Below are 23,237 nucleotides of genomic sequence, written 5' to 3'. Positions count from 1 at the left end.
GGTACTAAGTTTTCCCCGCCGAAACAGGGGTTTTACATTTTCCGGGGGCGCCTTCCGGATAAATTAATGATTAAATAAGTTGCTCTGCAAGGTATACTATAGTAAGCGCGGCTGGCAGCGATTGAGGCGAAGCTGGGGAAATAATATATAAAAATTTCACACAGGCGCGGCTTGCAACAACAGGATGCGCCGTTTTATTTTCCGCAATTACAGGAATCTGTGTTATAATAAACCATATATTGTTTTTGCGAGAGGTTCCTATGCACCGTTTTTTTATTCCGAAGCCTTTTAAAAATGAAATGCAGATTACCGGGCAGGATGCCCACCACATTATTGATGTGCTGCGAATGGGTCCCGGCGGCCGGTTGCAGGTGGTGGCGGACGACGGGATCAGTTTTGTGGGGGAAATTACCGCCGCTGCTGCCAATGTGGTGACTGTTGCAGCCTGTGAGATCCTGCGGGAGTCCCACGAGCCGGACGTGCAGATTTCCCTGCTGCAGGGGCTGGCTAAAGGCGAGAAGATGGAGCTGATCATACAGAAGGCTGTAGAGATCGGGGTTACAGATATTTATCCGGTTGCGATGACCCATTCGGTTGTGGCGCTGGATCGTTCCAAAGCAGAGAAGAAAGTGGAACGCTGGCGGAAGATTGCGGAAGCCGCGGCTAAACAGAGCAAACGGGATGTGATCCCGGCGGTGCATGATGTGATGAAGCCGGAGCAGATCCTGCATAATACTACATGGGACCTGCTGCTGATTGCCTATGAAAGCGAAAACCGGATGAGCCTGAAAGAAGCGCTGCAGAATCATAAAGAGGCAAAACGCATTGGGGTGGTCATTGGCCCGGAAGGCGGGCTCTCCAATGAAGAAGTTGCGTTGGCGCAGGCAAGCGGCGGTATCGCGGTGAGCCTGGGACGGCGCATTTTGCGGACAGAAACCGCAGGGCTGGTAGCGGTTGCTGCGATTTTGTACGAAACAGATAATCTGGGGATATGAACATGGAAAAATGGCTGGAAGTCAGCATAAAAGTGAAACAGGAAGCGGAAGAAGTAACGGCGGAAATTTTGCGGGAGGCCGGCGCACGGAATGGAGTGGCCATTGAAGACCCGGTACTGTATGAAACCGTGCGCAAGTCATTGCCGTTTGAACTGTGCGATCCGCTGCCGGAAGAGACGGATTTATCCATTGTGACGGTGACGGCCTATTACCCGGAAGACGGGGAACTGCAGAAGCGGCTGCAACGGATCGAGGCAGAGCTGGCTGCTGTGGAAACACGGATTGGGAAATTCCGCGTGGGATCCACGCTGTTCCGGAAGGTCAGCGAAACGGACTGGTCGAATGAGTGGAAGCAGTACTTCCATGTGACGCGGGTGGGGAAACACATTGTGGTGAAACCGTCCTGGGAAGCGTATGAACCTGAAGAGGATGATGTGGTGCTGGAACTGGATCCGGGCATGGCCTTCGGGACAGGAACCCATCCTACCACCTGCCTTGTGCTGGAAGCGATGGAGAAGATCATTCATCCGGACAGCACTGTGTTTGATGTGGGAACCGGCAGCGGCATCCTGGCCATGACGGCGGCAAAACTGGGCGCAAAAACAATAAAGGCTGTGGACATAGACGGCGTGGCGGTGCGGACGGCAAAGGAAAATATTGCCAAGGCCGGGCTGGCAGACCGCATCGAAGTGAAGCAGGGGGATCTGCTCCATGGGACGGAAGGACAGGCGGACGTGATCGTTGCCAATATTTTAGCGGATATTATCATCCTGCTGCTGCCGGATATTCCCGGCAAGCTGAAAGAGGGCGGCCTGTTCTTCGCCAGCGGCATCATTGAAAATTATCAGCAGGATGTGACAGAGGCTGCGGCGAACGTTGGGCTGCGGGTGAAGGAAGTGACCCGCACCAAAGACTGGGTAGGACTTCTGATGGAGAAAGCGGAATGAGATGAAAAGAATTGCGTTTATGACATTGGGCTGCAAAGTGAACCAGGCGGATACGGCCAGCATGCAGGAACTGTTCCGGCAGGCGGGCTACACCGTTTGCGATTTTACGGAAGAGGCCGATGTGTATGTGGTGAATACCTGTGTGGTGACCAATACGGGGCAGCAAAAATCACGGCAGATGATCCGGCGTGCCATCCGCAAAGAGAATGACGCGCTGATCGTGGTGACGGGCTGTTATCCCCAGACCGCGGCGGAAGAAGTGAAAGCCATCGATGGGGTGGATCTGCTCATTGGCACCCAGGACCGGGCGAAGATTGTGATGCTGGTGGAAGCGGCGCTGGAAAGAAAGCAGAATCAAACAGATGACGAAGTGCGCCGCTGGGAGCAGGATACACGCTTTGAGGAAATGTCCGGCGGTAACGAGGCGGACAAGACCCGGGCCTATCTGAAAATTCAGGAAGGCTGCAACCAATATTGTTCCTATTGTATTATTCCTTACGCCAGAGGCCCGCTCCGTTCCCGTAGCCTGCAAAGTATAAAAGAAGAAGTGGAGCGCCTGACAAAAGCCGGATACAAAGAGATGGTCCTGATCGGCATTCATTTAGGCTGTTACGGAAAAGAGATGAAAGACGGGACAACGTTATACGACGCGGTGCAAGCGGCGCTTTCTGTTCCGGAACTGCAGCGGCTGCGGCTGGGTTCCCTGGAATCGGTGGAGGTGGAAGAGCGGTTACTGGACCTGATGGCGGAAGATCATCGTCTGTGTCCTCATCTGCATTTACCGTTGCAGAGCGGCTGCGATAAAATACTGAAAGATATGCGCCGCCCGTACGATACAGAGAGGTTCGCAACGTTGCTGGCGCAGATCCGTAACAAAGTTCCTGGCATTGCAGTCACGACAGACGTCATCGTGGGCTTTCCCGGCGAAACGGAAGATGACTTTGCCGCTACCTGCAACTTTGCAAAACAATGCGGCTTTGCCAAGATGCACATCTTCCCATATTCCAAACGCAAAGGCACCCCGGCTGCCGCACGCAGCGATCAGATTCCGGAACCCGTAAAGAAGCATCGTGTGGAAAAACTGGCGGAGCTGGACCGCGAAATGCAGCAGGCTTATTTTGCAAAAAGTATCGGAACCGTTCGTCGCGTGCTGGCCGAACAGGTGGTAAAAGACTCAGGAAAAATAGCGGAAGTGCGAAATTGCAAAGAGGCGCACGGTAATAAAAAAGAAAATTGTCTCATCGAAGGGTTAACGGATAACTATATCCGCGTAGAATTTGCCGGCGATGAATCATTGTGCGGAAAAATAATCGATGTAAAAATCACGGAAGCCTTAATTGACAAGTGTAAAGGAGTAATCATATAATTTAAATAGAAGTTGCAGTTTTAGGAAAAGAAATGAGCAAAACATCGGAAAGGATTGCGTTGTTCCATGAGATGAAATGAGCCGTCAATGGCGAGACTGTCTGAGGGCGAAACCCGAGTTTCGAAGCCATAGGCGAATGAATCCATGGAATAGCAATCGTAGACGGTTTTGCGAATTCTTTTTCTAAAAGCATCATTAAATGACAGGAGGCATAATCATGAGTGACTGTATCTTTTGCAAAATCGCGGCAGGCGAAATCCCTTCCAACAAAGTGTACGAAGACGACAAGATGGTTGCATTCAAGGATCTGGAACCGGCAGCCCCGGTACACGTGCTTTTAGTTCCCAAGACCCATGCAGACAATGTGATGGCAGCAGAACCTTCGCTGGTTGGCTATATGCTTGGCAAGGTTGCGGAGATTGCCGAAAAGCTTGGCGTTAAAGAAGACGGCTTCCGTCTGATCATTAACACAGGAAAAGACGGAGGGCAGACCGTACAGCATCTGCACATCCATCTGATCGGCGGGAAAGCCATGGGCTGGCCGCCCTTCCCGAAAGAATAAATCATGGGACTGTTTTTTGTTATTCCAGTCGCGGAGATTATCCTGTAAGATATCATACTTCCGCATAACTTGTTTCTTTTCATTTTTTTCACAAAAAAACTGTGAAAAGAACGGGATTTGGCGGTGCGGATTTATTGACAGATTCTGCCATTTGCGATATAATCTACAGGTAAAATTATGTACAGGTGTGTTATGGCATCTGGATATGATGAAATAAACCGAACACTTCCCTAAGTGTGTGGAGGGAGGGAGATCAGATGGCAGAAGTTAAAGTTGGCAAAGGCGAGTCACTGGAAAGCGCACTGCGTCGTTTCAAACGTGCGACCCAGAAGGCTGGCATTCTTTCCGAAGTTAGAAAACGCGAACACTACGAAAAACCCAGTGTTGCGCGCAAGAAAAAATCCGAAGCAGCCAGAAAACGTAAATCCAGATAATTGGAGGCGGGTCGGATGACCACAAAAGAAAAACTGATGGCTGATATGAAGCAGGCGATGAAGGACAGGGAAGCAGGCAAGCTTCGTCTGGAAGTGATCCGGATGGTCCGGTCCGACATCCGCAATGCGGAGATCAACGGAAAAAACAAAGAAGAGCTTACTGAAAATGAAGTGTTAGCTGTTATTATGAAGGCAGTCAAGATGCGGGAAGATTCCCTGGCTGAATTCATCAAAGGCAAACGCGAGGATTTGATTGAACAGACCAATAAGGAACTGGAAATCCTGAAAGCGTATCTGCCGGCAGCTATGAGCGATGAAGAACTGACGGCTATCATTAAAGAAGCGATTGCTTCCGTCGGCGCCACGGGCCCGAAAGAAATGGGAAAGGTCATGAAGGCGGTTATGCCTCAGGTGCAGGGACGTGCTGATGGCAAACGGATCAACACCATCGTGAAAAGCTTATTACAGTAAACAACAAATAACAGTGTCGGGAGGCACTGTTATTTTTGTAATCAGGAGGAATTTATGTCAAAATTATTAATGGGCGGCAGCGCCAGCCTGTTCCTGATCATCATCGGTGTGTTTATTTTTTTGCAGTTTGTGCCGGTGGGGCTTTGGATTTCAGCCATATCTGCGGGCGTCAGTATCAGCATTTTCAATCTGGTAGGTATGCGGCTGCGCCGGGTACCGCCGGATAAAATCGTGTTGCCTTTGATTAAGGCGAACAAGGCCGGCCTGCATGTGAATTCCGATCAGCTGGAAGCCCATTATCTGGCCGGCGGCAACGTGGACCGGGTCATCGATGCACTGATTGCGGCGCACCGGGCGGCCATTAACCTAACCTTTGAACGGGCCTGTGCTATCGATCTGGCCGGCCGCGATGTGCTGGAAGCCGTGCAGATGAGCGTTAACCCGAAAGTCATTGAAACGCCGGTAGTTGGCGCGGTGGCGAAAAACGGGATTGAATTGCGCGTCAAAGCGAGGGTTACCGTGCGCGCCAACATTGAACGACTGGTCGGCGGCGCCGGGGAAGCAACGGTCATTGCCCGCGTCGGGGAGGGCATTGTATCTACGGTCGGTTCTTCAGAAATGCATACCGATGTGTTGGAATCGCCGGAACATATTTCCAAAACGGTTCTGGATAAAGGACTGGATGAGGGCACTGCTTTTGAGATTCTGTCTATCGATATAGCGGATGTGGATGTGGGGCGCAATATCGGTGCCGCCCTGATGACCGATCAGGCAGAAGCGGACAAGCGTATCGCCCAGGCAAAAGCGGAACAGCGCCGCGCCATGGCAGTGGCCAAGGAACAGGAAATGAAAGCATACACGCAGGAGATGAAGGCCAAGGTCGTAGAAGCGGAAGCCAAGGTGCCGGAGGCTATGGCAGACGCATTGCGGCAGGGACGTCTGGGTGTGATGGATTATTACCGCATGAACAATATCAACGCGGATACCCAGATGCGCAAGGCCATTTCCGGAACAGATACACCGGAAGAAGCATAAGAGCAATCGCGTAGAATGATGTGAAACCATGTGAACATGGACGGGATCGTTTGTGTATCCTTTTATTCTGCAGGAGTTTTGTTATGTTTTTTAACAAGAATTACATACCTGCCGTTCCGATTCGTGAAGAACAACGCATCTCGGAAGAGGAAGAACTGGCGCGGCAGCTGAAACGGGAAGCCCGTATCTTTTTCCCGGACAGGAAGCTGCCGGACTTCGACACGGTTGACCTGCCGCCGCTGCCCACAGAAGAGCAGGAGCCTGAACTGTGGAAGACATCTCCTTCACCGGGCGGAGAAGAACAGACAACCGTTCTGCAAGATCACGATGCAGTCTGCCGGGAAGAAGACAGCCTGCGGAGAGAGCCGGACGGAAGCATATCCCATCACGAGGTGGAAGATGTACGGAAGGAATCAGAGCAGATTGTAAAAAAAAGAAAGCAGTTACAAAACAGCAGACAAAGCCTTTCACAGCTGGCTGACGGCGAAATCGGGCTGCAAACCGGGGGAACGGGTCAGGACGTTCGCCCCCGCTTAAATAAACAGGACTTAAAACGGGGCATCCGGTTACAGGTCATACTGGATAAGCCACGTGGCATTACGCCTTGGAAGGAGGACAATTTCTAATGTTAAAAAAAGTGGATCTTGACGCGAAACTAAAAAAATCAGAATTGAAAAAGCTTCTGGATGAAAAACTGGGCTATGAGCTGGGCAAGGCGCAGCGCGCTGCCAGAGATGCTGGCATGCCTGTTATCATGGTTTTTGAGGGCTGGCGCCATTCCCGCCGCAGTGAAATCGTCGGGAAAATGATGCAGTTTATGGATGCCCGTGGGTTCCATGTATACACAGCTACAAGAATTTCGGAAAAAGAAAGACTGCAGCCCTTCTTTACCTCTTTCTGGAAGCGCCTTCCGCCTCCGGGCCACATTTCGATTTACCGTCATGGCTGGTACTATCTGAAAAACGATATTGAAGTTAAGAATGAAACAAAATCGGTCAGGACGAGCTATGATGAAATCAATGCCTTTGAAAAGCAGCTGACGGACGGTCATTACTGCCTGTTAAAATTCTTCGTGCATGTTTCGGAAAAGCAGCAGGAGAAGAATAAAAAGAATATCATCAAAGAAACGGGCAAGGCGTGGAAGCCGGTTCAGGAAATTTATACCGAAGAAGGAAATTACGAAAAATTTTACAAACGGTATGACGAAATGCTGGAAGCGACTGACACGGAGAATGCCCCCTGGCACCTGATCAGCGGGGAAGACGTGGACGTGGCGGAATACGAAGTCTTTAACGCAGTGGTTGACGGTATTAACAAGGCGGTGAAAGCGTTTACTACATACAAAGAAGCACAGCGCCTGTCCACCAACGTCAGCGACAGCAAGCGGAAGTATGATATCCTCAGCAAGGTGGATTTAAGTAAAGATATCAGCAAGGACGAGTATAAGGAAAAACTGGACGCATACCAGAAACGTCTCCGTGAATTACAGGTGGAAGCGTTCAACAAAGGTATTTCCACAATCCTGGCATTTGAAGGATGGGATGCCGGCGGTAAGGGCGGCGCCATCAAACGCGTGGCCGAAGCGCTGGATCCGCTGGATTTCAGCGTACATCCGTATTCTGCCCCTAATGCGGTAGAGCGTATGTTCCATTACCTGTGGCGTTTCTGGATCAACATTCCGGCGCCCGGGCAGATTGCGCTGTTTGACCGTACCTGGTACGGACGCGTCATGGTTGAACGGATTGAAAAGATCACGCCGGACGTGGACTGGCGCCGGGGCTATGACGAAATCAACGAAATGGAAAAGGAATGGGCGGAAGCCAACATGGTCGTCCTTAAATTCTGGCTCCAGATCGATAAAGACGAACAGGCCCGCCGTTTCAAAGAACGGGAGAACAATCCGGAAAAACTGTGGAAGATTACCGACGAAGACTGGCGCAACCGGGCCAAGTGGGCCGAATATGAAGACGCAGTCAATGAAATGATCGGCCGCACCAATACCGACTATGCGCCCTGGATCATTGTAGAAGCCAACAGCAAGTACTACGCGCGGCTGAAAGTGCTGAAGAGCATCATTGAAGCGCTGGAGAAAAAGCTGAAAGAAAAATAAGAATGATAAAGCGAGGTCAGTTGTTTGAGCTGGAATCTGCAAAAAGAGATAAAGGAAATCCTTGCAACAGAAATCGGAACCCAGATATTTGCCCCGGGGCGGAGAACCCCGGTGGCTTTTTTATACCCGAATACCTATCATCTGGGGATGTCTAACCTGGGGCTTCATATTCTGTATCAGATCCTGAACCGGGAGGGCTGGGCCTGCGAACGCGTTTTCCTGCCGGAAGCCAGGAAACGGGCCGAGTACGCCAAAACGAAAACACCGTTGTTTTCTATGGAGAACCAACGCCCGCTGGCAGACTTTCCGTATATCTGCGCTACCCTTTCTTTTGAAATGGATTATCTTAACTTTCTGATCCAGCTGCAGATGGGGCACATTAAACTGCTCTCGGAAGAACGGGGAGAAAGGGATCCTTTTGTCATCATCGGCGGTCCATGTGCAACTTTTAACCCGGAACCGCTGGCGGAGTTTGCGGATCTTGTGGTCATCGGCGAAGGGGAAGAAACATTGCCGGAGCTGCTGCGGCTTTTGGAACAGCTGCGGATGGAAAAGAAGACGAGGAAGGAAAAGCTGCTGGCTGCGGCAGCGTTACCGGGGGTGTACGTGCCGCGGTTCTATCAGCCGCAATACGATGAGGCGGGAGACTTTACCGGTATGGAACGGCTGGAAGCCGTACCGGAAAAAATCAGACGCCAGTGGGTGAAAAACCTGGATGCATATCCCCATACTTCAGCCATTATTTCGCCTTATACGGAATTTGCAAACATGTTTATTGTGGAAGTAGCCAGAGGGTGCGGACGGCATTGCCGGTTCTGCATGGCTGGCTACTGTTTCCGAAAGCCCCGCAATCGAAAACTGGAGCTGTTGCTGCAGGATATCCGTCACCGTCCGGAACAGACGGCGAAGGTGGGACTGATGGGGGCCGCAGTATCCGACTATCCCGAAATGGCAAAACTGACGGAGACCCTGATCGACGAGGAAATCCCGTTTTCCTGTGCATCTCTGCGTGCAGATTCCCTGGACCTGCCGTTGGTGCAGGCACTGGCAAAAAGCGGGCAGCGTACCATGACAGTGGCGCCGGAAGCAGGCAGTGCCCGGATGCGGGCGGCTATTAACAAAGGAATCAATGAAGAGCATATTTATCAGGCGATGGAATATGCAGCCCTGGCAGGAATGCCGAATAATAAACTGTATTTTATGATCGGTTTGCCCGGTGAAGAAGACGAGGATATCGAGGAGATGATTGCGCTGATTCACCGGGTACGGAAACGCATGGATGAACTGGGGCATAAGGGTGACCTGGTGCTTTCTGTAAATGCATTTATCCCTAAACCGTTTACGCCATACCAGTGGTCACCTCTGGAAGATGTAAAAGTATTGAAACGGCGGTTTAAGATGTTACAAAACGGATTCAGGAAAGACAGGCGAATCCGTCTTCTGACTGAGTCACTGAAAGAGACGGTGTTACAGGCTGTTTTGGCAAGGGGTGACCGGAGAATTGGGAAAATTTTATTATGGGCGGCGGAAAACCGGACGGAGTTAAAAGAAGCGTTTCAGTTCTATCATATCATGCCGGAAGAACATGCCTGCCGTGAGATAAAAACCAGAGAAACGCTTCCCTGGGATCACCTGGATATGGGCGTGACCAAAGCGTATCTGTTGAAAGAACGGGCTAATTCGAACATGGGTAAGTTTACTCCAAATTGCTTTGAAGGTTGTAAACGTTGTGGCGTTTGCAATCAATAAATTCGAAAATGAAATCCAAAAGAGGAAATAGAATGCAAAATGATTTCAAAGTGACGTCACATAATAATGTTTGGTACGGATACTTTTCCAGCTTTGCAAAGGCTGGTTTTATTACGGCCTGTTCCTGCCGGATCCACGGAGAAAGTGATATCGTTCCCGGCACGTTGAACCTGGCACTGCATGTGGGGGATAATCCGGAAAAGGTGCTTCGCAACCGGAAAAAATTTGCGGAAGCTATCGGTGTGAAGGAAGAACGGTTTACGACCTGTGCCCAGGTACACGGCAGTAATGTGAGGATAGTTACAGAAAAACTGGCCGGCAGCGGTGCGATTTCTTTTGCAGATACGGTTCCGGAAACAGACGCTCTTGTTACCAATCTGGCGGATGTACCTTTGTTGTTGTTTTATGCTGATTGTGTTCCCATATTGCTGGCCGATCCCGAAACAGGTGTTATCGGACTGGCTCATGCGGGCTGGCGGGGAACCGCGGCGCAGATTGCAAAGAAAACAGTCTCCGCCATGACCGAAGCGTTTGGCGTCAAACCGGAAAACATTCTGGCGGCCATCGGTCCTTCCATCGGCTCATGCTGTTATGAAGTGGATGATGCTGTAAGAAACCAAATGCAGGAATATGCATCCTGTTTTACGGAAAAGTGTGACGGCAAATACTGGCTGGATTTGTGGCAGGTCAACCGGTTGCAGTTGATGGAAGCGGGGGTTACACTTTCCCGTATTTCCGTTTCCGGTGTGTGTACAAATCATAATCCGGAACTGTTCTGTTCCTACCGTTATGAAAACGGAAGGACGGGACGCATGGGCGTTTGCCTGTGCAGAAAAGGATAAAAATCACTCTTCTCTTTTTTCTTGCTGAAATACTCTTTATCTGTTATGCTTTAATGTGGTATAATTCTTATTATATATATTTATATTATTTCTAAAGAGGTCTGGTTTTATGTTGGCAGACAATCTGCGTAATGTAAGGGAAACAATTGCATCGGCCATAGCGAACCGTACAGAGGAAAAGGAAACCGGGGACTCGGTCTGCCTGGTTGCAGTGACAAAGAACCATCCGGCTGCTGTAATAACGGAAATAGAAGCGCTGGGTGTCGGTACTATCGGTGAAAACCGGGTACAGGAAGCCCGGGAAAAGCAGGAGCAGATTGGACATCCGGGCAGATGGCACCTGATCGGGCACCTGCAGACCAACAAAGCAAAGCAGGCGGTGGAACTGTTTGACCTGATTGAATCTGCAGACAGTGAACATCTGTTACGGGCACTGGAGAAGGAAGCAACAAAACAGGATAAGGTCATAGATGTTCTTCTGCAGATCAATGTGGCGCGTGAACCGCAGAAGACGGGCTTTTTGCCGGAAGAGTATGATGCTGTACTGCCGTTGCTGGATTCGTTTCCCCATATAAGAGTGCGGGGCATCATGGTCATTGCGCCGAATACTTCGGATCAGGAAGTACTGCATGCTGTGTTCCGGCAGGGATACGAGTATTATTGCAAACTGAAGAAGCAGCGGAATGATATAGATTACCTTTCCATGGGTATGACAAGCGATTACGCGATTGCCGTGGAGGAGGGCGCCAATATGGTGCGTGTGGGTACGGCGTTGTTTGGTGCGAGGAATTACAATTATCGGGGCTATTAATACAAAGGAGACCAGATTATGGGAAAAAAGAAGTTTTTGGAACGGATTTCAGATGCGTTGGGGCTGTATGATCCGGACGATCCGGACCGTGTAATGGATGAAGAGGACGAAGAAACGGAAGAGGAAGAAGCGGCAGAAAGGCCTGTAAAAAAAGCTTTCCCGAAAGCAGTCCGGCCGGCTCCTGTTCCTGTGGTGAAAGAAGAGGTTGTACCGGCTCCTGAAGAAAAAGAGGTAAAAGAGAAAAAAACCGGTCTGTTGTCCCGGGTGCGTAAAAATAAAAAGGAAAACCGTACAATTCAGATGAAAACGACCACGGAAGTTCGTGTTGTTGTAATCGAACCTGTGAGCTTTGACGATTCCCAGAAGGTGGCTGACTATCTGCGGAACGATCAGCCTGTGGTAGTAAACTTTGAAACGACGGAACCCGCTGTGCGGAAACGTATGACGGATTTTATCAGCGGAACGATTTATGCATTAAATGGCACGATCCGTACGATTGGACCGAATATTCTGGTCTGTGCGCCGCGCAATGTGGACATTGATGCGGAAGCAGAAGTGTATGGCGGAGAAAGAGGGGGATCCTCGTGGCCGAAAAACTGAATTTGAAAAAACTGGCATTTATTGGCGGCGGCGCTATGGGGGAAGCGATTATCAAAGGCATTACCGGCGCCGGGCTGATTGACCCGGCCATGGTTTGTGTAGGAGCACACAGGAAGGAACGGGCAGATTATCTGCACGAAACCTACGGCATAACCGGCCTGGTAGATAATTGTGAAGCGGTCAGGAACGCGGACATGATCGTATTGGCGATTAAGCCGCAGATGGTAGACAGCGTGCTGGACGGTGCGCTGGTTTCGGCTGTGCCGGACAAAGCGGTTATCGTGTCCATCATGGGATCTGTTACAATTGAAAAAATAGCCGGGATTTTTAAAGGAAATCCTGTCATCCGTACCATGCCAAACACCCCGCTGGCAGTGGGGGCAGGCATGACCGCGATTGCGCCCGGCAGCGGCGTGGGAGAAGACGCGGTGAAAACGGCGGAGCAAATTTTCGGCTGCTGCGGAGAAACGCTGCGGATCCAGGAAAAGGATATTGAAGCCGTTACTGCCGTTTCCGGATGCGGTCCGGGATATGTGTACGTGATGATTGACGCGCTGGCGGATGCAGGTGTAATGGCCGGACTTCCCAGAGCGGCGGCTATCAAACTGGCGGCTCAGACGTTTGCCGGTTCAGGAAAGATGGTGCTGGAAACGGGCAAACATCCTGCCGAACTGCGCGATATGGTAACTTCTCCCGGCGGAACTACCATTGCCGGTATCAAAGCGCTGGAGAATGGTGCTGTACGGGGAGCGCTGTACAATGCGGTACAGGCTGTGCTCGCCCGCAGCGAAGAGTTAAAGGGAAACAAATAAGCATGGCAGACAGGGATAAAATACTGCGTTATTTTAAAGCCGGCGGGGATGAAGAACTGGCGGCACGGTTAGTTGATCTTGCGGAAGCGGCGAAGAAAACTTCAAAGTACAAGGTCAGCGGCTTTTTGGATCCGCACGGCCAAAATGTGGCTGAAATCGTGGCTGCAAATTTTGACGGGATCCGTCTGGAAACTGATGGCGGGTTTGCCAATGCGGAACGGGCCAGGGCGGCCTTTGTGTCAGAAGATTTTTACGGAACACCGGATTTTGGGATTGTCTGCTATCTCGTTACCTGGGATAAGCGTTATTATACAGTTGGTCACAGGGATATTCTGGGTGCGTTTATGGGCATGGGTTGCGAACGCGAGATCCAGGGCGATATCGTTTTGGTGCCGGAAGGGGCCCAGTTTGTGGCAGACAAAGCCTTTGCTAATTACATCGAAAGCAACCTGACTCAGATTGGTGCTGCTAATGTGAGCCTCCGGCAGATTGGCAGAGAGGAATTGCAGGCAAAGGAAGAAAAGATCAAGATCATTTCAGCTACCGTGGCGGCATTGCGCCTGGATGCGGTGGCAGCGGCGGGTTATGGAATCAGCCGTTCACGGATGGCGGATGAAATTAAAAGCCAGAATGTGAAAATCAACTGGAAAGAAGCTAAAAACGCATCTCAGGCTGTTTCGGAAGGTGATATCATTTCGTTCCGAGGGAGGGGACGGGTGGAACTTTCTGAAATCCGAGGCACGACGAAAAAGGGTCGCTGTGCGATTACACTGAAGCGTTATATATAACTAAAGAAATGTAGGTAATGATGCAGGAGGAAACGCTATGCTTACACCATTGGACTTAAATGGAAAAACATTTTCCAAAGGTTTTCGTGGTTATGACACGGATGAAGTCAATCAGTTCTTTTCGCAGATTTCCCGGGATTATGAACGGTTATATCAGGATAATGTGGAATTAAAGGATTCCGTAGAGCGTGTCAGCGCCAAACTGGAATACTATCAGCGGATGGAAAGCACCATGCAGAGTACGCTGGTTGTAGCGCAGGAAACTGCGGACGAAGTGAAAAAGAGCAGCATGCAAAAGGCAGAAGTGCTGACCAGAGAGACAGAACTGGCCTGCAATAAGCAGAAAGAGGCTGCTGTTTCTTTCTGCAATAAGCTGCGCGCAGATACGGAAGCTGAGATTACCCGCATGAAATCCGAGGCGGACGCTTATGCGGAAAAGGTCCGGAAGTTGGCGGATGAATATGCGTCCAAAACCCGGGGCGAAGCGGACGATTACGGAAAATCTACCCGTACGGATGCGGATTCCTACGCATTGGGTCTGCGCAACAAAACAGACTCTACGACAAGCAAGCTGAGGGAAGAGGCCCAGTCCTTCGTAGACAAAATGAAAAGCCTGGCGGAAATTGAAGTGGCCAAGATGAAAGTGCAGGCGGAAGAAAACTGCAAGTCCCAGCTGGCTGACAGTCGGGATCAGGCCCGTACTCTGACAGCAGAAGCTTCAGCTCATGCCAACCAGGTAATGGCAGATGCCAACCAGCAATCTCAGAATATTGTAGCGGAAGCGACGCAAAAATCCCATGAGATGATTGCCAATGCCCAGAAGCAGTCTCAGGATATGATTGCGGAAGCACGGCAAAAGTCACAGGATATGGTGGCGGAAGCTACGCAGAAATCCCAGAATATGATTGCAGAGGCAACAGAAAAATCTCAGAAAATAATGGCAGAAGCCACGGATCAAAGCCGCTCCATGATTCATGAAGCGACTGAACGGAGTCGTTCCATGGTCCAGGAAGCCACGGAACGAAGCCAGAAGATGGTGTTCGTTGCAGAGACAAAAGCCGCTGCGGCCATGGATACCTATAATGCCATGGTAAACAAGGCAAATTCCCAGAGTAAACAGCTTAAGAGCCTGCTGCAGTCCCAGTTATCGTTGTATGATAATTTTGATGCGGAATATGCGGTGGACCAGATGGTCCAGCCCAAGCTGCAGGCGGTAAAGAAAGCAGAACCGGTTCTGGAAACGAAAGCGGAACCGGTCGTCGCAGGGACCGATGATACGGCTGCGTTTGTGGAAGCTGGGAAGACTGTGACCGGACAGGCAGATGTGGAAGCAGTAAAACCGGCTGTAGAAGTTGTCACAGAAGAAGCAGTTCTTTCTTCTGAAGAGGGTGCAGAGAAGGCTGTGAGTCAGGAGACTGCTAAACCGGAGCAGACCGGAACAACGGAGCCGGAGAGTAAACCGGCACAGGAGGAAGTGGCAAAAGAAGCAACTCCCGAAACAGTTGCTGAAACAAAAAATGCAAATTCCGCTGGTGTGGCGGATGCATCACGCAAGCCTCTGTTTCCCCGTTTTAAACCCCGCAGCACGATGGTTTTCAACCGGAACGGGTTTCCCCGTAAAAATGCTGACCTGCGTGTAGCGTTAAATGAACTGCAGAAGACGGCGGAAACGAAACCCCAAAGCAATGTTACAAAACCGGAACCGGTTGGGGAAGCTGTTAAAACTGAATCTCAAATTGCTGATCCGAAGCCGGAGCAGAATAAGGAATCCTGATATGATCATTCTTATACGACATGGAGAAGCAACGCACCATACGGAGCATTTTACCGGAGGATGGACAGATTCGGATCTGACGGAAAAGGGCCGAAGACAGATTGAGGCGGCCGCGGAAAAGCTGGCGAAGGATTTTGCCGGAACAATGCCGCATTTCCGGATCCTGTGCAGCGATTTGAAAAGGGCCCATGAGTCTGCGGTAATTTTTTCAAAAAGGCTGGGCATAAAACAGGTTGAGGATTATGCTTTTCTGCGTGAGAAAAATAACGGTAAAGCAGCCGGCCTTAAAGAAAGCGAAGCCCGTTGCCTGTATTGTCCTCCGGCAACATTGAAGGAACTGGATCACCGCAACTATCCCGGTGGGGAAACGCGGCGCGAGTTTTTCCGGCGTACCGTTGACGGAATGCGGGAAGCGGCTGAATGGGAAAAAGAAAACCTGATTATCATCTCCCATAAAGGGACAATACAGAATATTATATTTGCCTGGCTGGGTATGGATATAGACGATGTGAACCGGCTGAATTTTTCGGTGGACATCCTTCCGTCCAGCTTGTCAGTTCTGGGCATCAACAAATGGAAGGAACATGCTATATTCCGGCTGAACGATTTGTCTCATTTAGGGATGCAGGAAGGCTATGGCATTCACAAATTTAAACTGGGAACTATTGACGCTTTTTTTCAAAAGTAGTAAAATAGCTTCATTACAGGCATAATGTTCTTGTGCCGGGCATAAAAACACTATAACTGCTGTGAAAAAGACAGTAACCTGCAGAAATGGTAAAGCGAGCCGGGGAGGGTGAAAGCCCGGACAGAATTTTCAGCAGCGTGAAGATCACTTTGGAGCAGCCTGCTGAATAAACAAAGTAAGCATGGACGGGGTGACGCACGTTATCGCGTTGAACGAGTGGCGGAAGTATTCTGTCATGAGGGTGGTACCACGGGTTACGTATAGTCTCGTCCCTTTTCGGACGGGACTTAATTTTTTTACGAAAAATCAGGAGGAAGAGAAAGTGGATTACAGCAAAACTCTGAACTTGCCGGAGACTGAATTTCCGATGCGGGGCAACCTGCCCAAACGCGAGCCGGAATTTTTGAAATTCTGGGAAGAGAACAAGATTTACGAAAAGAAACAAAAGCTGCATGAAGGCCATACCAAGTGGGTGCTCCATGACGGACCTCCCTATGCGAACGGCCATATCCATATGGGTCATGCGTTAAATAAAGTGTTAAAAGATATTATTATGAAATATAAATATGCCAAGGGCTATGACACCCCGTATGTTCCCGGGTGGGATACCCACGGCATGCCGATCGAACACGCCTGTCTGAATGCCATGGGCGTGGACCGTCACAGCATGACGGCGCTGGATTTGCGGGCCAAGTGCGATGCGTATGCCCATGAGTTTATTGACATCCAGCGGGAAGAATTCAAACGGTTGGGCGTGCTGGGCGACTGGGATCACCCGTACCTGACACTGCAGCATCCGTTTGAAGCGGAGCAGATCCGCGTGTTCGGCGCTATGGCCAACAAAGGATATATTTATAAAGGACTGAAGCCCGTTTACTGGTGCCCTCATTGCGAAACGGCGCTGGCGGAAGCGGAAATTGAGTACGCAGACCAGAAGACTCCGACGATTTATGTGAAGTTCCCGCTGGTAAAAGACAATGGGAAAACGCCGGAAGGCGTAAACGGCCGGCCAGTGTATGTTGTCATCTGGACCACCACGCCCTGGACTCTGCCCGGCAACATGGCGGTCACCCTGAACCCTGATTTTGAGTATTCCTTTGTTGAGAACGGTGACGAAGTGCTGTTCATGGCCAGCGAACTGGTCAATACGGTAGCTGCGGAAGCGGGCCTGACCCTGGGGAACGTGCTGGGTACGGTAAAAGGCCGCGAGATGGAATATGCGGAATGCGAACATCCTTTCCCGGAATATAACCATCGCAAGTCTATGATCTGTTTAGCAGATTACGTAGATCTGGAAACCGGTACAGGCTGCGTGCACACCGCCGGCGGCCACGGCGACGTGGACTATCTGACCTGCCTGAAGTACAATGTGCCCATCGTCTGCCCGGTGGATGAACAGGGCAAAATGACGGCGGAAGCCGGCGAACGGTTTAAAGGCCTGTTTGTGTTTGACGCGAATGTGCCGATTTTGAAATATCTGGCTGAACTTGGTTTCCTGCTGGGCAAAAAGAATATCCATCACCAGTATGCCCATTGCTGGCGCTGCAAGAACCCGATCATCTACCGTGCTACCGAGCAGTGGTTTGCTTCGGTGGACGGATTCCGGGAAGCGGCGCTGAACGCCATCCATAATGAAGTAAAGTGGATCCCGGCCTGGGGCGAGCCGCGTATCCATAATATGATTGCGGACCGTCACGACTGGTGTATCAGCCGCCAGCGCGTATGGGGCGTGCCGATCCCGATTTTTTACTGCGAAAAATGCAATGAGCCGCTGGTAAACGAGGCGACCATTGAAAAGATTGCTAACCTGTTTGAAAAAGAAGGCAGCGATTCCTGGTGGAAATACGAAGCAGCTGAACTGCTGCCGGAAAATACCAAGTGTCCGAAATGCGGGCATACCCATTTCCGTAAGGAAAAAGACATCATGGATGTATGGTTCGACTCCGGTTCCAGCCATATGGGCGTCATGAAGAAGCGTCCGGAACTGGAATGGCCCTGCGCCATGTATCTGGAAGGAAGCGACCAGCATCGCGGCTGGTTCCAGTCTTCCCTGCTGACCTCCGTGGCGGTGACCGGCCATGCGCCGTATCATTCGGTCCTGACCCACGGTTACGTGGTAGACGGGGAAGGACGTAAGATGTCCAAATCCGTCGGCAATGTCATCGCTCCGCAGGATCTGATCAAACAGTACGGAGCGGATATCATACGTCTGTGGGTTGCTTCCGCCGACTATAAACAGGATATCCGTATCTCCAAAGAAATCATGAAACAGTTGTCGGATGCGTATCGCAAGATCCGTAATACCATCCGTTACATTCTTGGCAACACCAGCGATTTTGATTATGAAAAAGACAAGGTTGCCTTTTCGGACATGCCGGAACTGGATCAGTGGGCGCTGATGCGTCTGCAGCAGCTGAAGAAGGAAGTGGAAGCGGCGTATGAAGCCTATGACTTCCATGTGCTGTTCCATGCTATCCATAATTTCTGTACGGTGGAAATGTCCAGCTTCTATCTGGATATCATCAAAGACCGCCTGTATGTTTCCAAAGAAGACGATCCGGTCCGCCGCAGTGCCCAGACTGTTATGTACGAAACGCTGAACGATCTGATCGTCATGCTGTCCCCGGTGCTGAGTTTTACCATGGAAGAAGTATGGCAGTTCATGAAGAAACCTGCTAATTCGCCGGAATCTGTACAGATGTTGCCCTGGCCGGAAGTGAAGCAAGAATATATCAATGACGTGCTGGAAGCAAAATTTGATAACTTCCTGGCAATCCGCGGTGAAGTGACCAAAGTGCTGGAAGGACATCGCCAGAACAAAACCATCGGCAATTCGCTGGAAGCAAAAGTTGTACTGTATGCGGAAGGGGAAGCGCTGGAAATTTTAAAATCTGTAGAAAAAGATCTGCCTGCGCTGCTGATCGTGTCGCAGGTGGAATTGCATGAAGGCGCTTCCGGCGGGGAAGAAGAAACCGGACGCGCAGATCTGAAGGTAACCGTAAAACCGGCGGACGGGCATAAGTGCGAACGCTGCTGGACCTACAGCGAAACCGTAGGCAAGAACGCATCCCATCCGGAACTGTGCGAACGCTGCGCTGCAGTTGTTGAATAAGTGTAAAAAAATGATGCCTGTATCCATGAATGAACGTGGATGCAGGCATTACCTTTTATGCATTTCAGTCCCACCGATTTAAAATATCTTCAATGATCTGCTTTTCCGTTTTCCTCTTTTTCTTCTGCTGTGTACGGAAGTTGTTGTCTTCCTTGCCGGTGGAATAGTCGGCGTAGTCAAAATCGTCGTAGCCTTTGTCATAGCTCCGATTGTAATCGCCGCGGCCGTCGTCGCAGAAAAACGGAAAGGAACAGATGGGATTCAGTAAGGTATTGCAACGATTGCTATTGTATGAAGTAAGTAGGTTCATTGTGCTGAAATCTCCTTTGTAAAATTGAAAGATGAAAGCGGTTTTTCAATCATGATTATAGCACAAAATTGACAAAAAGGATTGAATGTAATAGTATAAAAAAGCATGGTTAAGAACATTTATATTTTTAACAAGTGTGAGCTATTGTAATTTATCAATGCAGTTTCATGGACACGTGAGTGGTAATAACGTTTTAAGGCAACAGGAGAGTAAGTTGATGAAAGAACAGGAACAAACGCAAAGCAAACCGGGATTCCCGCCGTCAAATCTGCCGAGGGACCCGGAGACAGGTTATTTTCTGGACATACCGGCACGCATCCGGGAGATTTATAAGCATAACTGCTTTATGTCTGATTTCTTCCACATTAATATTGATGAGATTTATTGTGGAGGAGCCCAGGTAAGTCTGCATATTGAGCATAATAAGCATGCCAATCACCGAAATGTGACTCATGGCGGCGTACTGACCGCGCTGGCAGATTCTGTGCTGGGGGTAACCGGAGCTTCTGTTGGGGAAGCGGTGGTGACAGCAAGCTTTGCCATGGATTTCATCAGCAATGTAAGTATGGATGGTACGGTGCGGATGATCAGCAACATTAAGCATCACGGTCGGAGCACGATGGTTATTGTAGGCGAGATGTATGACGACAAAAACCGTTTGCTTGCAACGATGATGGCATCCATGGTGAATGTAGATAAAATTGAAGGGATTCCACGGTCCTGGTGAGTTGACGCGGTTTGATGCTGCATTTTGCGGCAAGTATATATGGTGGAAGCGATTTACATCACAAAATATAATTTGGAGGAACACATGAAAACCAATCTTATTTTAATTAACAACGATATTGTAGATGCTGAAGAAATCAATATACATCCGTTTAACAGGGGACATCAGTTCGGAGACGGCGTGTATGAGATGATCCCGGTTTATAACGGGAAAGCCCTGCATGCGGAAATGCATATGGAAAACCTGTTGAACGCTTTAATACAGATTAAGGTTCCCGGTTTCTATATGGTAGAAGAAATGGTTGAATTTACAAGCCGGATGATTGAGGCGGCTGAAATAACTGACGGTCTGCTCTATACCCAGGTGACCCGTGGAATCGGGCCCTATGATCTGGATTTCCCGGAACAGTGTGAACCGGAGCTGATCATGCAGGCTGTGCCGCTGAACCGGGATGCGCTGGCAGAACAGAGGAAGACCGGTGTGAATCTGATGACGGTGCCGGACGAACGGGCTGTCAAATGCGAGTTGAACACGTTGAACCGTCTGCCGGAAATTTTGGCAAAGAACAAAGCCCGTATTGGGAAATGCTATGACGCGTTATTTGTGCGGGATGAAAAAATAACGGAAGCTACTGAGGCTGCGTTTATGGTCGTAAAAGATGAATTGTTGTGGACGTATCCCATGAAGCTTGGGAGCGTCCATCAAAACGTGACACGGCAGCTGGTGAAAGAGAAACTGGCGGCGACACTGGATCTGCAGGTAATCGAAAAAGCTTTTACCAAAGATTTTGCCCTGGAGGCAGAAGAGGCATTTCTGTGCGGTAATCGCTGCGAGATCATGCCGGTTGCCAAGATTGACCGGAGACCGATTGCAGATGGAAAGCCGGGAAAAGTAACCATGCAGTTGCAGGCTGCTTTTGAAGATTATATCCGGGAACAGACAAAATGACTGATTCGCAGCATAACCGTGCATTGGTAAGGGCTGCGCTGTGTCTGGCTGTTGCAGCCATTATGCAGGCGCTGCGGGTTCTCATACCGTTGCCGCCCATCGTGTCCATGCTGCTGATTGGGACGGTAGTAAATCTCTGTCTGTGCTTTGCGGTGTGGGGGAGCGGTATTCTGTATGCCGGAATGATTGGTTTGCTCCTTCCGGTTTTTGCTTTTCTTCAGGGGCATTTGCCGTTATTGCCGATGGTGGCGGTCGTGTTTTTGGGAAATCTGGTATTCTGCCTTGTAGTACAGCAAAGAAAGAGGTGGAAACATTATGTTTTCGCACCGTTGTTGAAAGCAGTGACGCTGTGGTCCTGTACCGGCATCGTGTGTAATTTATTCCGGCTGCCGCAGCAGGCAAAGTACCTGTTACAGATTTCCATGGGGATTCCCCAGTGGACGACGGCGTTGCTGGGCGTTATTGCCGCTGCATTTTTATGGAAACGGCTGCGGGAGAGCGGAATCGTGTGAATGAAAAACCCATTGACAAACTGAAACAGCAATGATAATATAGTTTTGTTCCGTTTTTATGTGCCGCTGTGGCGGAATTGGCAGACGCACTTGACTCAAAATCAAGCGCCTTTGCGGGCGTGCCGGTTCGACTCCGGCCAGCGGCACCAGCAAACCGGCAAAAATCCATCTGACAATTTCAGAATCAATTCTGTTTTTGTTACGGTAATGGAATGAATGATACGCTGGAGAACCGACTTTGTTAATGTGAAGTCGGTTTTATTTTTTAGTGTTAAGATCATTTCCTCCCAGGCAGTTTTCATTTCATGGAGAGAATACTTCGGTTTGGGAACGGCCGCTATGGCGTTTATTTCTTCCATACAGCGCCGCAAATCTTTTTTGAGTGTAGTTAGTCGTTCCAAATCAAATTCGTCTGCTGTGCCCTGTTCTATGACGTCGTACAGATTATTCATCCGGGTGGTAAGCCCGGCTTTTTTATTTTGCAGGAATTTTAATTTGTCGTCTGTGCCGGGAAGGTTTTGTAATTTATTGGCAGCGGCAGCGAAGATCCGGTCAAGATCCTCTTCTGGGAAAAAATCCAACAGCGCGGAGATGATAGTATCTTCTGTCGGTTGCGCTTTTAGTTTTGGATTATTACATTTCTGGCTGCCATGGAACTGTGTGTCTGCACACATATAGTAATAATAAATCTTTGAATTGGAATGAGTGGCCCGGCCGATATAGGAACTGCTGCATTCTCCACAGCGCAGCAATCCGGACAATAAATAATCGTGTTTGGCTCTGTATTGTCCGGGGGCACGTTTGTTAAAATCCAGGCGTTGCTGCACCATGGCAAAATCCTTTTCGGACACAATGGCAGGGATGGCGCCCCGATTGATAATCGTATTTTCTGACGGGGCAGCGTGGTTGTTGCGGCTGCCGTTGGGACGTTTGGCCACGCGGTTGTACATATAGGTACCGCAGTATTTTTGATTTCGCAAAATATCATGCAGGGAATTTTTACCAAATAAACGTCCGCTGCGGGTATGATAATTGGCCGCGGCCAGCTGGTCCAGAATCTGAACATAACTTCTGCCGGCAAGAAATTCCCGGAAGATCAGGCGGATGGCCGGCGCTTCGTCCTCATTAATGACATATTGTTTATCCACAATCTTATAACCGTACGGGGGAGTGCCACCCAGGAACTGGCTCTGGGCAGCGTAGGGTTTCAGCTTTGCCTTCATTTCTTTGGACAGGTTCCGGGAATAGAATGCAGCCTGGCCAACCATGACGGCTTCCATGAACTGGCCTTCCGGTGTGGAATTGATAGGCTGGGCAGCGTATTCATAAGTCAGGCCCAGTAAAATAATCTGCTGTTTGAAACGGTAATAATCAATTTCGTTCCGGGCGTTGCGGTCGATCTTGTGGAAGATAACCACATCAAAGATACCCTTGCGGGCATCAGCCAGCATGGCATTGTAGCTTTTCCGTTTTGTGGATTCCGTTCCGGAGAGCGCTTCATCCACGTATGTCTTCACGACAATGTAATTCCGGTGCTGGCAGTACGCGGTGCATTCTGCCACCTGCGCTTCGATAGATTCCTGATGCTGGTTCTCGCTGGAGAACCGGGCATAAATAACGGCACGTTTCATTTGAAAAACCTCC

General features: G+C 49.9%; 23 protein-coding genes, 1 tRNA gene and 1 other annotated feature. Of the genes, 22 read left to right on the top strand and 2 right to left on the bottom strand.

The annotated features are described in order from the left end of the window. Positions 1 to 260: 260 nt before the first annotated feature. From ACZOWY_RS08020 to ileS, 18 genes are all read left to right on the top strand, one after another. Positions 261 to 995, top strand: coding sequence for a 16S rRNA (uracil(1498)-N(3))-methyltransferase (locus ACZOWY_RS08020; RefSeq protein ID WP_484395122.1), 735 nt, complete (start codon positions 261 to 263; stop codon positions 993 to 995). A gap of 2 nt (positions 996 to 997) precedes the next feature. Next, positions 998 to 1,942, top strand: a complete 945-nt coding sequence (gene prmA / locus ACZOWY_RS08015; protein WP_484395117.1) for a 50S ribosomal protein L11 methyltransferase — start codon at positions 998 to 1,000, stop codon at positions 1,940 to 1,942. Position 1,943: 1 nt separating this feature from the next. Continuing rightward, positions 1,944 to 3,308 (top strand): tRNA (N(6)-L-threonylcarbamoyladenosine(37)-C(2))-methylthiotransferase MtaB, encoded by a 1,365-nt coding sequence (gene mtaB / locus ACZOWY_RS08010; RefSeq protein WP_484395111.1) that lies wholly within the window; start codon positions 1,944 to 1,946, stop codon positions 3,306 to 3,308. Positions 3,309 to 3,525: 217 nt separating this feature from the next. Continuing rightward, a complete protein-coding gene (locus ACZOWY_RS08005) occupies positions 3,526 to 3,870 on the top strand; it encodes a histidine triad nucleotide-binding protein (RefSeq protein ID WP_484395107.1) in 345 nt (114 codons plus the stop codon). Positions 3,871 to 4,127: 257 nt separating this feature from the next. Continuing rightward, positions 4,128 to 4,304 (top strand): 30S ribosomal protein S21, encoded by a 177-nt coding sequence (gene rpsU, locus ACZOWY_RS08000; protein WP_093730635.1) that lies wholly within the window; start codon positions 4,128 to 4,130, stop codon positions 4,302 to 4,304. Between the two features lie 15 nt (positions 4,305 to 4,319). Beyond that, on the top strand, positions 4,320 to 4,775 hold the full coding sequence (locus tag ACZOWY_RS07995) for a GatB/YqeY domain-containing protein (protein ID WP_484395102.1): 456 nt from the start codon (positions 4,320 to 4,322) through the stop codon (positions 4,773 to 4,775). 69 nt (positions 4,776 to 4,844) lie between these two features. Next, the gene (gene floA, locus ACZOWY_RS07990; RefSeq protein WP_484395308.1) at positions 4,845 to 5,810 is read left to right on the top strand and encodes a flotillin-like protein FloA; all 966 of its coding nucleotides are present in this window, start codon (positions 4,845 to 4,847) and stop codon (positions 5,808 to 5,810) included. An 83-nt stretch (positions 5,811 to 5,893) separates the two neighbouring features. Continuing rightward, positions 5,894 to 6,436 carry a hypothetical protein gene (locus ACZOWY_RS07985; RefSeq protein WP_484395098.1) on the top strand — a complete coding sequence of 181 codons (543 nt, stop codon included), beginning with the start codon at positions 5,894 to 5,896 and terminating at the stop codon, positions 6,434 to 6,436. Next, positions 6,436 to 7,920, top strand: a complete 1,485-nt coding sequence (locus tag ACZOWY_RS07980; RefSeq protein ID WP_484395092.1) for a phosphate--AMP phosphotransferase — start codon at positions 6,436 to 6,438, stop codon at positions 7,918 to 7,920. The genes ACZOWY_RS07985 and ACZOWY_RS07980 overlap by 1 nt, the downstream gene beginning before the upstream one ends. 24 nt (positions 7,921 to 7,944) lie before the next feature. Continuing rightward, positions 7,945 to 9,669: a radical SAM protein gene (locus ACZOWY_RS07975; RefSeq protein ID WP_484395087.1), complete on the top strand. Its 1,725-nt coding sequence runs from the start codon at positions 7,945 to 7,947 to the stop codon at positions 9,667 to 9,669. Between the two features lie 32 nt (positions 9,670 to 9,701). Then, on the top strand, positions 9,702 to 10,511 hold the full coding sequence (gene pgeF, locus ACZOWY_RS07970; protein ID WP_484395083.1) for a peptidoglycan editing factor PgeF: 810 nt from the start codon (positions 9,702 to 9,704) through the stop codon (positions 10,509 to 10,511). Between the two features lie 109 nt (positions 10,512 to 10,620). Next, positions 10,621 to 11,322, top strand: a complete 702-nt coding sequence (locus ACZOWY_RS07965) for a YggS family pyridoxal phosphate-dependent enzyme (RefSeq protein ID WP_484395079.1) — start codon at positions 10,621 to 10,623, stop codon at positions 11,320 to 11,322. Between the two features lie 18 nt (positions 11,323 to 11,340). Then, positions 11,341 to 11,922, top strand: a complete 582-nt coding sequence (locus tag ACZOWY_RS07960; RefSeq protein WP_484395076.1) for a cell division protein SepF — start codon at positions 11,341 to 11,343, stop codon at positions 11,920 to 11,922. Continuing rightward, positions 11,907 to 12,734, top strand: coding sequence for a pyrroline-5-carboxylate reductase (gene proC / locus ACZOWY_RS07955; protein ID WP_484395071.1), 828 nt, complete (start codon positions 11,907 to 11,909; stop codon positions 12,732 to 12,734). The genes ACZOWY_RS07960 and proC overlap by 16 nt, the downstream gene beginning before the upstream one ends. A 2-nt stretch (positions 12,735 to 12,736) precedes the next feature. Beyond that, positions 12,737 to 13,522 (top strand): YlmH family RNA-binding protein, encoded by a 786-nt coding sequence (locus ACZOWY_RS07950; protein ID WP_484395068.1) that lies wholly within the window; start codon positions 12,737 to 12,739, stop codon positions 13,520 to 13,522. 37 nt (positions 13,523 to 13,559) lie between these two features. Beyond that, the gene (locus ACZOWY_RS07945; protein WP_484395063.1) at positions 13,560 to 15,296 is read left to right on the top strand and encodes a DivIVA domain-containing protein; all 1,737 of its coding nucleotides are present in this window, start codon (positions 13,560 to 13,562) and stop codon (positions 15,294 to 15,296) included. A gap of 1 nt (position 15,297) precedes the next feature. After that, positions 15,298 to 15,984 (top strand): histidine phosphatase family protein, encoded by a 687-nt coding sequence (locus ACZOWY_RS07940; RefSeq protein ID WP_484395061.1) that lies wholly within the window; start codon positions 15,298 to 15,300, stop codon positions 15,982 to 15,984. A 52-nt stretch (positions 15,985 to 16,036) separates the two neighbouring features. Beyond that, positions 16,037 to 16,261, top strand: a binding site (T-box leader). A gap of 45 nt (positions 16,262 to 16,306) precedes the next feature. After that, entirely contained in the window at positions 16,307 to 19,096 is a 2,790-nt protein-coding gene (gene ileS / locus ACZOWY_RS07935) for an isoleucine--tRNA ligase (protein WP_484395058.1), read from the top strand. A 64-nt stretch (positions 19,097 to 19,160) separates the two neighbouring features. On the opposite strand, the gene ACZOWY_RS07930 is transcribed toward ileS, so the two are convergent. After that, complete coding sequence (locus ACZOWY_RS07930) at positions 19,161 to 19,406, bottom strand: hypothetical protein (RefSeq protein ID WP_484395054.1); 246 nt, start codon at positions 19,404 to 19,406, stop codon at positions 19,161 to 19,163. A 217-nt stretch (positions 19,407 to 19,623) separates the two neighbouring features. On the opposite strand from ACZOWY_RS07930, the gene ACZOWY_RS07925 reads away from it, so the two are divergent. The 4 genes from ACZOWY_RS07925 (at position 19,624) to ACZOWY_RS07910 (ending at position 21,742) form a co-directional block, all read left to right on the top strand. Beyond that, on the top strand, positions 19,624 to 20,133 hold the full coding sequence (locus tag ACZOWY_RS07925) for a PaaI family thioesterase (protein WP_484395051.1): 510 nt from the start codon (positions 19,624 to 19,626) through the stop codon (positions 20,131 to 20,133). Between the two features lie 84 nt (positions 20,134 to 20,217). Continuing rightward, positions 20,218 to 21,081 carry an aminotransferase class IV gene (locus tag ACZOWY_RS07920; RefSeq protein WP_484395046.1) on the top strand — a complete coding sequence of 288 codons (864 nt, stop codon included), beginning with the start codon at positions 20,218 to 20,220 and terminating at the stop codon, positions 21,079 to 21,081. Beyond that, positions 21,078 to 21,593, top strand: coding sequence for a hypothetical protein (locus ACZOWY_RS07915; RefSeq protein ID WP_484395042.1), 516 nt, complete (start codon positions 21,078 to 21,080; stop codon positions 21,591 to 21,593). Before ACZOWY_RS07920 ends, ACZOWY_RS07915 begins: the two co-directional genes overlap by 4 nt. A 62-nt stretch (positions 21,594 to 21,655) precedes the next feature. After that, positions 21,656 to 21,742, top strand: a tRNA-Leu gene (locus tag ACZOWY_RS07910). On the opposite strand, the gene ACZOWY_RS07905 is transcribed toward ACZOWY_RS07910, so the two are convergent. Continuing rightward, on the bottom strand, positions 21,695 to 23,224 hold the full coding sequence (locus ACZOWY_RS07905) for a recombinase family protein (RefSeq protein WP_484395303.1): 1,530 nt from the start codon (positions 23,222 to 23,224) through the stop codon (positions 21,695 to 21,697). The two genes, ACZOWY_RS07910 and ACZOWY_RS07905, sit on opposite strands and share 48 nt — an antisense overlap. Between the last annotated feature and the right edge of the window lie 13 nt (positions 23,225 to 23,237).

Source organism: Succiniclasticum sp. (genome assembly GCF_056977735.1).
The sequence above is the reverse complement of the archived record's forward strand: the minus strand, read 5'-3'. Positions and strand labels throughout refer to the sequence as shown.